The sequence below is a fragment of the Nocardioides sp. NPDC059952 genome, assembly GCF_042730435.1.
GTDB lineage: Bacteria > Actinomycetota > Actinomycetes > Propionibacteriales > Nocardioidaceae > Nocardioides.
Window position 1 is genome coordinate 1 of sequence record NZ_JBHWLY010000124.1, and the last position, 8,451, is coordinate 8,451.

General features: G+C 68.1%; 10 protein-coding genes. 3 read left to right on the plus strand and 7 right to left on the minus strand.

The genetic code is table 11. The features are described from left to right. Nucleotides 1–35: 35 nt before the first annotated feature. The 4 genes from ACFV9G_RS29205 to ACFV9G_RS29220 all read right to left on the minus strand — a co-directional run bounded on the left by ACFV9G_RS29205 (nt 36) and on the right by ACFV9G_RS29220 (nt 3,768). On the minus strand, nt 36–839 hold the full coding sequence (locus tag ACFV9G_RS29205; protein ID WP_378732871.1) for a M57 family metalloprotease: 804 nt from the start codon (nt 837–839) through the stop codon (nt 36–38). 162 nt (nt 840–1,001) lie between these two features. Next, entirely contained in the window at nt 1,002–2,090 is a 1,089-nt protein-coding gene (locus ACFV9G_RS29210; RefSeq protein WP_378732873.1) for an ABC transporter substrate-binding protein, read from the minus strand. A gap of 23 nt (nt 2,091–2,113) precedes the next feature. Beyond that, nucleotides 2,114–2,965, minus strand: coding sequence for an ABC transporter permease (locus tag ACFV9G_RS29215; RefSeq protein WP_378732875.1), 852 nt, complete (start codon nt 2,963–2,965; stop codon nt 2,114–2,116). Then, a complete protein-coding gene (locus ACFV9G_RS29220; protein ID WP_378732877.1) occupies nt 2,962–3,768 on the minus strand; it encodes an ABC transporter ATP-binding protein in 807 nt (268 codons plus the stop codon). Before ACFV9G_RS29220 ends, ACFV9G_RS29215 begins: the two co-directional genes overlap by 4 nt. 45 nt (nt 3,769–3,813) lie before the next feature. Between ACFV9G_RS29220 and ACFV9G_RS29225 the strand changes: the two genes are divergently transcribed. Further along, a complete protein-coding gene (locus ACFV9G_RS29225) occupies nt 3,814–4,596 on the plus strand; it encodes an exodeoxyribonuclease III (RefSeq protein WP_378732879.1) in 783 nt (260 codons plus the stop codon). 6 nt (nt 4,597–4,602) lie between these two features. On the opposite strand, the gene ACFV9G_RS29230 is transcribed toward ACFV9G_RS29225, so the two are convergent. Beyond that, nucleotides 4,603–4,965 carry a TfoX/Sxy family protein gene (locus ACFV9G_RS29230; RefSeq protein ID WP_378732881.1) on the minus strand — a complete coding sequence of 121 codons (363 nt, stop codon included), beginning with the start codon at nt 4,963–4,965 and terminating at the stop codon, nt 4,603–4,605. 38 nt (nt 4,966–5,003) lie between these two features. Between ACFV9G_RS29230 and ACFV9G_RS29235 the strand changes: the two genes are divergently transcribed. Both ACFV9G_RS29235 and ACFV9G_RS29240 read left to right on the plus strand, forming a co-directional pair. Beyond that, nucleotides 5,004–6,095 (plus strand): DNA recombination protein RmuC, encoded by a 1,092-nt coding sequence (locus ACFV9G_RS29235; RefSeq protein WP_378732883.1) that lies wholly within the window; start codon nt 5,004–5,006, stop codon nt 6,093–6,095. 81 nt (nt 6,096–6,176) lie between these two features. Further along, on the plus strand, nt 6,177–6,620 hold the full coding sequence (locus tag ACFV9G_RS29240; RefSeq protein WP_378732885.1) for a DUF6542 domain-containing protein: 444 nt from the start codon (nt 6,177–6,179) through the stop codon (nt 6,618–6,620). Between the two features lie 4 nt (nt 6,621–6,624). Here ACFV9G_RS29240 and ACFV9G_RS29245 read toward each other — a convergent pair whose 3' ends face one another. Together ACFV9G_RS29245 and ACFV9G_RS29250 are read right to left on the minus strand one after the other, a co-directional pair. After that, nucleotides 6,625–7,254: an L-threonylcarbamoyladenylate synthase gene (locus ACFV9G_RS29245; RefSeq protein ID WP_378732888.1), complete on the minus strand. Its 630-nt coding sequence runs from the start codon at nt 7,252–7,254 to the stop codon at nt 6,625–6,627. Between the two features lie 127 nt (nt 7,255–7,381). Further along, nucleotides 7,382–8,380, minus strand: a complete 999-nt coding sequence (locus tag ACFV9G_RS29250) for a 4-hydroxy-3-methylbut-2-enyl diphosphate reductase (RefSeq protein WP_378732890.1) — start codon at nt 8,378–8,380, stop codon at nt 7,382–7,384. Nucleotides 8,381–8,451 lie beyond the last annotated feature (71 nt).

Here is an 8,451-nt window from a genome sequence, read left to right on the forward strand (position 1 = left end):
TATGCGGGGCGGGCCGCCTTCGTGCTGCTGGTGGGTCAGGAGCCGTACAGCGCCCGGATCCCGGCCGCGTCGGAGGCCTGGAACTCCAGGTCCTCCGAACCGCCGTTGCACTGCGGGTAGTGCATGATCGAGGAGGAGTCGTACGGGGTCAGCGCACGCCAGTTGTTGTCCTCGAAGCAGGTCGCCGCCTCCGGACGGGTGTGCTCGTGGCGGAACCCGAGGGCGTGACCGAGCTCGTGGCCGAGGATGTCACCCGGCTCCCAGTTGCCCGACGAGAAGATCGAGTCGTCGATGAGCACGTTCCGCGAGCGCTTCGAGGTCGAGGGGAAGAACGCCCGCGCGATGTACTGCGAGGTGTTCACCGGCTCGACCGAGAAGAGCACGTTGGAGTTGCGGGTGTTGCACGCGGCGTCCTGCGCGGGCACGTAGGTGAACTCGACCGCCGAGCTCGCCCCCTCCCACAGGCCCGCACCCTGCTCCATCGCGGTGACGATGCCGGCCTTGTTACCGGCGAACTTGTCCGAGACACAGTAGGTCAGGTTGAGCGCCTGGGAGGCCGTCCACTTGTCGTCCTTCCCGCTGACGGTGTTGACGATGAGACCGTCCTTGGGAATGTGCTTCGACGTCGAGACCATCGACTCGTAGAACTTGTGCAGGTCACCCTGGTTGGAGACGACCTCGTCGCCGTTGACGACGTACTGACCGTCGACGTCGACGTACGTGGACGCCTCGAACTCCTGGTAGCTCGGTGCCTCCTCGGCAGATGCGGGAACCATCGACGCAGTCAGCGCCGCGGCACCCGCAGCCGCGGCGATCATCATGGGAATACGGACTCGCATAGCTCTTCCTCCTGGATTCGTGAACGACCGCCGGCGATTGACGCCGGCGGCCACAGGAGATTCAAGCGTTGCGACTAGGGATGGACTATAGAAACTTCGGTGAAATTACCGTTGAACAGGCAAAAGTTTCGAGACGAATTCCTGCGTTTGTCGCCGGGAGCGTCACGGAGCGGGCCAGATCACCTTGTCGTTGTCGTCGACGACCGCCTCGGCGAAGGACGTGTCGAACCAGGAAGCGGCCTGCTCGGGCGTGACCTGCTGCCCTGCGTACGCCGTCACGACCCCGGCCAGCGCCGCGACGTTGTCGGGGTCGACCGAGCCGAACCTGCCCGGGAGCGGGTTGTCGGAGGCGACCTTCACCTCGGTGCGCCAGATCGCCGTCTCGTGCTTCTCGTCGGACTCGGCGCCGGCCAGGTCGTGCTGGTAGCCGATGCACTCCTCGACGCGGTCGGCGCCGGCGCAGTAGGCGTAGCCCTTGAAGACGGCGCGCAGGAAGTCCTGGACCGCGGTCGGGTGCCTCTTCGCCCACGCGGGGTTGACGGAGTAGGCGCCGAGGGAGCCCGGTACGTCGAAGTCGGTCGGCTCCCAGACGGTGACCTTCTCCCCGGCCGCCTTCAGCTGGTTGGGCTCGTTGGAGACGAACCCGACCAGCGCGTCGACCTGGCCGCGGGGCAGGACGCCCGGGTCATAGCCGACCTTGACCTGCTTCACCTTCGCCATGTCCACACCGGCCTCCGCGAGCATCGCCTGCACGCCGACCGGCACCCAGCCCTTGTGGCCGAGGGTCTTGCCCTCGAGCTGCTTCAGATCGGTGATGCCGGTGCCGGTCATCAGCACGTCGAGGCCGGCGTTGGAGTAGGACGAGACGCCCAGCACCTTCAGGCCACTGGCGTTGGAGGTCATGATGTCCTGCTCGGAGAGCGGTCCGACCTGCACCTTCCCGGCCGCGATCAGCTTGGCGTTCTGGGAGACGTCGCCCGACCCCGGCTGGAGCTCGACATCGAGGCAGAGATCGTCGAAGTAGCCGAGCCGGTCTGCGGCGATGGCCTCCATGATCGAGGCCGACGCCTGCCAGTAGTAGCCCGACATGTAGGTGATCTTGCCGGCCTCCTGGTTCTGCTCGCAGCGCTCGGCCGAGACCGCGCTCCCCTGCTCACCGGCGGAGTCCGCCGAGGACCCGCAGGCGGTCAGCGCGCCCATCAGGACGACCGCCGACATGAGGGCAGCAGCGATCGGACGTACGCGAGACATGAAGGGCTCCTTCAACTCGAGGATCAGGACTCGTGCCAGTGGAGCACTCGACGCTCGGCGAGCGTCACGAGCCAGAACAGCAACGACCCGAGCGCCGCGAGGACGAAGATCGCTGCCCACACCGTAGCCAGTCTGTTCTGCGAGCTGGCGACCTGTATCACGCTGCCCAGGCCGTCGGCCGAACCCGCGGCGGAGAGCTCGGCCACGACGGCGCCGATCATGGACAGCGGGAAGACGATCCGCAGGGACGCGAAGACGTAGGGCAGCGAGGCCGGCACCCGCAGGTGGCGCAGCACCTCCAGGCGGCTCGCGGCCACGGTGCGGTAGACCTGCAGCACCGGCGACGGCACCGTCCGCAGCCCGGTCGCCACGTTGATCAGGATCGGGAAGAAGCAGACCAGAGCGGTCAGGACGACCTTCGGTCCCATCCCGAACCCGAGCGCGACCACGAGCAGCGGCGCGATCGCCACCAGCGGGGTCACCGAGAGCACGACCGCCACCGGCATCACCGCGCGCCGCACCACCGCGACCTCGCTCACCACGACGGCGAGTGCGAAGGCGGCGACGAACCCGATCCCGAGCCCCACCAGCGCCTCGCCGAGCGTGACCAGGGTGTTGCTCAGGAAGTAGCCCGGGTCCTCGATCAGCACGCTCGCGATGTCGCCGAGCGGTGCGAACAGGTAGGGCATCCGCCGCGCGCCCAGCTCCCAGGCGAGCCCGAGCACCACGACGAGAAGGACGAACGGGAGCCAGTAGCCCGGCCGGAGCAGGCGGGTGCGGCGGCGCAGGCGGCGCGCGGCGAGCTGCTCGGGGGTGGGGACGACCAGATGTGGTCGCTGCCGAGGGGCCGGCTGCGTACCGGAGTCCAGGGTCACGAGACGACCTCTCCGTGGCTGAAGGCGTCTCGCAGGCTGCCCCGGAGGGCGAGCTCGTAGGCGTGGAACTCGGGCGAGGTGAGGAGCTCCTGGTGACGGGGGCGAGGCAGGTCGATGTCGATGACGTCGGTGATCCGCCCCGGTCGCGGCGCCATCACCACGACCTTGTCGGACAACCTGACCGCCTCGGAGATCGAGTGGGTGACGAAGACGACCGTCGCGCGGGTCTGCTCCCACAGCTCCAAGAGCTGCTCCTGAAGAGCCTCGCGGGTGAACTCGTCGAGCGCACCGAAGGGCTCGTCGAGAAGGAGTACGTCGGGGCGGAGCCCGAAGGCACGTACGATCGCGGTCCGCTGCTTCATGCCACCCGACAGCTCGGCGGGCAGCTTGTGGAGCGACTCCCCCAAGCCGACCTCGCGCAGCATCGCCTCGAGGTCGGGGCGGCCGCGGTCGTACCCGTCTCTCGGGCGCTGGCGGTTGACCTTGTGGGGCAGCGTCACGTTGCCGAGCACGCTCAGCCAGGGCAGCAGCGCCGGAGACTGCGGCACGAACCCGAAGGCCTTCGCCTCGGCGGCCTCCTTCGGGGTGAGGCCGCACACGGTGATCGTGCCGGCCTCCGGCTTCTCCTGCCCGCTGATCAGCCGCAACAGCGTCGACTTGCCGCACCCCGAGGGCCCGATGATGCTCACGAACGTGCCGGGCTCGATGGTCAGGTCGATGTCATCGAGGGCGATCAGCTCGGAGAGATCTGCCTGCTCGTAGAGACGACGGACCCCGTGCATCTCGATCGTCGCGCTGCCCACGCCTCAAACGGTAGTCCACATCATCTTCTGGATAGTCTGACGGGCGTGCGTATCGCCACCTGGAACATCAACTCCATCCGCTCCCGCATCGACCGCGTCGAGGCCTTCGTCGAGCGACACTCGATCGACGTGCTCGCCGTGCAGGAGACCAAGGCCAAGCCCGACCAGATCCCGACGATGGGGCTGGAGGCCCGTGGCTACGAGGTCGCCTCGGTCGGCTACGACCAGTGGAACGGCGTCGCGCTGATCTCCCGGGTCGGGCTCGCCGACATCCAGGTCGGGTTCGAGGGGATGCCATCGTTCAAGGACGTCGCGGAGGCTCGGGCTCTCTCGGCCACGTGCGGCGGCGTACGCGTCACCTCGGTCTATGTCCCGAACGGCCGTAAGCCCGACGACCCCCACTACGCCTACAAGCTGGAGTGGCTGGCCGCGCTGCAGAAGGCCGCGACGGCCTGGCACGACGGACCCTCGGCGATGGTCGGCGACTGGAACGTCTGCCCCTTCGACGAGGACTGCTTCGACCCCAAGCAGTTCGTCGGCAAGACCCACCTCACCCCCGCCGAGCGTGACGCCTTCTTCGCCATCGAGAAGGACTTCAAGGACGTCGTACGCCCCTTCGTGCCCGGTCCGGAGGCCTACACCTACTTCGACTACTACCGGCAGCGGTTCGAGCGCAACCGCGGGCTTCGCATCGACTTCGTCCTCGGCTCTCCCCTGTTCGCCGAGCGGGTGACCGGCGCGTTCGTCGACCTCGACGAGCGCAATCCCGCGATCGGCACCGGCGCGCCCTCCGACCATGCCCCGGTGATCGTCGACCTCGCCGACTGAGGCCGGCTACTTCGGGGGCTTCGGCGGCAGCGACTCGGCCGTGGCGACGCCGCGCCTGATCCAGTCGGCGAGCGCATCGCCGTTGACCAGGTCGGCGGCGACGTTGACGTAGCCGGACATCGTCCGGGAGCCCATGGTCATCGGCTCGGCGCCCGCGGCGAGGGCGGTCTCGTAGGCCGACCTGCCGGTGCGGACGAGCAGGTCGTCGGCGCCGACCGCGCACGCCATGTTGCCGTTCACCATGAACGCCAGCCCACCGAACATCTTCACCTCGGTGGTGCCGGCGGGCATCAGGTCCCGCACGCGTTCGGCCAGCTCGACGTTGTAGGCCATGCCTCCATGGAACCACGAACCGCCGACCGTGCCCATCGAACGAATTGTCGGTGGTCCCTGCGAAGATCGATGGCATGGAGATCTGGATCCTCGTGCTCGGGCTGGTGATCGGTCTTGCCCTGGGCGTCGTTCTCGGGGCGCTGTGGGCGCGGGCCCGGAGCGTGGGGACGGTCGCGGCGGGGATGGTGGACCAGGCCGAGGTGATGCAGGGGCTCGACCGGCTCAGCGACCAGATGCAGCATCTCGACCGGGAGCGGGCCCGCTGGCAGGGGCAGTTCGAGACAGAGGTCGGACGGCTTCAGACCGAGACCCGATCGCTGTCGACGGCGTTGCGGAAGCCCCAGGTCAGAGGCCGCTGGGGCGAGATGCACCTGCGCCGCGCGGTGGAGCTGGCCGGCCTGGTGGACAAGTGCGACTTCTCCGAGCAGGTCCATCTCGAGGACGGGCGCCTGCGCCCCGACCTGGTGGTGCACCTGTCCGGCAACAAGGAGCTGGTCGTCGACTCCAAGGTCCCCCTGGACGCTTACCTCGATGCCGCGGCCGCGGACAACGAGGACGACTACCGCGCTCACCTGCGCCGACACACCGCCCAGCTGCGTACGCATGTGGACCAGCTGGCCTCGAAGTCCTACTGGCGCTTCCTGGAGGAGTCGCCCGAGTTCGTCGTGCTCTTCGTGCCGGCGGAGTCGTTCCTCTCGGCGGCGCTGGAGACCGAACCCGGCCTGATCGAGTACGCCGCGGAGCGCCGGGTCGTGCTGGCCTCACCGACGACGCTGATCGCGCTGCTGCGCACCGTGGCGCACGGATGGTCCCACGAGGCGCTCGCCGAGCAGGCCCGGGAGATCCACCGGCTCGGCCGTGACCTGCACCAGCGCCTCTCCACCATGTCCAGCCACCTGGACGGGATCGGGCGCTCCCTCAACACCGCGGTGACCCGCTACAACCAGGCGATCGGATCCCTCGACAACCGGGTCCTGGTGGCCGCCCGTCGTTTCAATGAATTATCGGTAACCGACGACGAGCTCGAGACGCCGCGTCCCGTGGAGATACGCGCTGTGGAGCGGCTCAGCAGCGTAAGGGAGGATGATCGGCGCGCCGCCGAAAATGACGGTGTGCCGGGCCCTACCGTGGGTTCTGATACACAGGCTGCATACGAGAGATCGTGACCCCATGAGCGAGCGCCAGCGAGCGACCATCGGCGTCCTGCCGTCGCGTCCGCATGGTGGTGCCTGCGCGGAGGCAGCGTCATGAGTCAGCGCACCATCTGGGAGGAAGGACGCGAGTCCGGCCGCCATGTTGTCGCGCTCGGATCCGCCACCTCGCTGACGGTGACCTTCGTCGATCTGCTCATGGACGACCAGATCGGCCTGCTCTTCGACTTCGCCTTCGTGGCCATCGCGCTGACGCTCGCGCTGATCGTCAGACCCAGCGACTTCTTCGTGGTCGGCGTGCTTCCGCCGCTGATCATGCTCGGCATCTTCATCCTGCTGGCCGCGACTCAGCCCGGGTCGATCGCCGACGCGGGGGACGGCTTCGTCCAAGCCGTGGTCAGTGGCCTCGGACACCACGCGATCAGCCTGTTCATCGGCTACGCCCTGTGCCTGGGCTGCCTGGTGATGCGCCGCCGCGTCCTGAAACAGCGCACCGAGACCCGCGACGAGGTCGAGCGCGAGCGCGCCCTGGCCTCCTGAGCGATCAGTCCAGCGCCAGGAACCCGGAGACGTCGCCGGCACCCTGACGGATGACCTCGGGCTCACCGTCGGACCAATCGATGACCGTGGTCGGCTCGGCCGGGGTCTCACCGGCATCGATCACGATGTCGACCTGATGGTCGAGCGCCTCCTTGACGTTCCACCCGAAGACCTCCGGCTCGGTCTCGCCGGGCAGGATCAGCGTCGAGGACAGCAGCGGCTCACCGAGCTCCTCGAGCAGCGCCTGCACGACGGCATGCTCGGGGATGCGTACGCCGACAGTCTTCTTCTTCGGGTGCATCAGCCGTCGCGGCACCTCGGGGGTCGCCGGGAGGATGAACGTGTAGGGCCCCGGAGTCGCGTGCTTGATCGCCCGGAAGGCGCTGTTGTCGACGTGGACCATCGTGCCGAGCTGGGCGAAGTCCTTGCAGATCAACGTGAAGTGGTGGCGGTCGTCGAGACCACGGATCCGCAGGATCCGGTCGCGCCCGTCCTTGTTGCCGATCCGGGAGCCGAGGGCGTAGCCGGAGTCGGTCGGGTACGCGATCAGCTGGTCGTCACGCAGGGCATCGACGACCTGGCTGATCAGACGGGACTGCGGGTTGTCAGGGTGTACGTCAACGAAGCGAGCCACTCCCGCACCCTAGCGCCTCTCGCTGGCCGGTTCCTTCATCACGGTATGCAGGTCAAGGCGCACATCCCGTGCGGAACTCCGCGGGGGATGTGTTACTTCGGCTGCATACCTTGACGAAGGAACAACCTCAGCCGCGCGCCGCGGCCGCCTTGAGGTCCTTGCGGAGCTCGGTGGGGAGCGCGAAGATCAGCGACTCCTCGGCACTCTTGTGCGCCAGCGCGTCGGGGAAGCCACGGTCCTTGAGGAACTCGACGACACCCTCGACCAGCTTCTCGGGCACGCTGGCTCCGGAGGTGACCGAGACGTTGCGTACGCCCTCGAGCCAGGACTCGTCGATCTCGCCTGCGTCGTCGACGCGGTAGGCGGCCTTGGCACCGGCCTCGAGGGCGACCTCGACCAGGCGGACCGAGTTGGAGGAGTTGCCGGAGCCGACGACGATGACCAGGTCGCTGCCCCCGCCGATCTCCTTGACCGCCTGCTGGCGGTTCTGGGTGGCGTAGCAGATGTCGTCGCTGGGCGGGTCGAGCAGCTCGGGGAACTTCTCCCGGAGCGCGGCGACCGTCTCCATGGTCTCGTCGACCGAGAGGGTGGTCTGGGAGAGCCAGACGACCTTGGAAGGGTCCGCGACCTCGACACCGGGTACGTCACCGGGGCCCTCGACGAGCGTGGTCGCCTCCGGCGCCTCACCCATGGTGCCCTCGACCTCCTCGTGACCTGCGTGACCGATGAGCAGGATGCTGTAGCCCTCGCGCGCGAACCGCTTGGCCTCCAGGTGGACCTTGGTGACCAGGGGGCAGGTCGCGTCGATCGTCTTCAGCTCGCGCACGGCGGCGTCGGCGTGGACCGCCGGCGAGACGCCGTGGGCGGAGAAGACGACGGTCGCACCCGAGGGCACCTCGTCGAGCTCGTTGACGAACACCGCGCCGCGGTTGCGCAGATCGTCGACGACGTGCTTGTTGTGCACGATCTCCTTGCGCACATAGACCGGCGCACCGTAGAGGTCCAATGCCTCCTCGACCGTGATCACGGCCCGGTCCACCCCCGCGCAATAGCCGCGCGGCTCCGCGAGGAGGACAGCCTTCTCGTCGTCGGAGATCAGGCGTGGGGTGCCGAGGTCGATGCTCATGGCTTCAGTCTAGAGACCCGGCCTGAGAACGCCGAGTCGGCTCATCCTGACCGCCACCCTCGCCGAGTCGG

Coding starts and splice junctions, on each gene's coding strand:
- ACFV9G_RS29250 (WP_378732890.1), bottom strand. CDS start 8,380: ATGAGCATCGACCTCGGCACCCCACGCCTGATCTCCGACGACGAGAAG.
- ACFV9G_RS29235 (WP_378732883.1), top strand. CDS start 5,004: ATGGAGATCTGGATCCTCGTGCTCGGGCTGGTGATCGGTCTTGCCCTG.
- ACFV9G_RS29205 (WP_378732871.1), bottom strand. CDS start 839: ATGCGAGTCCGTATTCCCATGATGATCGCCGCGGCTGCGGGTGCCGCG.
- ACFV9G_RS29240 (WP_378732885.1), top strand. CDS start 6,177: ATGAGTCAGCGCACCATCTGGGAGGAAGGACGCGAGTCCGGCCGCCAT.
- ACFV9G_RS29230 (WP_378732881.1), bottom strand. CDS start 4,965: ATGGGCACGGTCGGCGGTTCGTGGTTCCATGGAGGCATGGCCTACAAC.
- ACFV9G_RS29210 (WP_378732873.1), bottom strand. CDS start 2,090: ATGTCTCGCGTACGTCCGATCGCTGCTGCCCTCATGTCGGCGGTCGTC.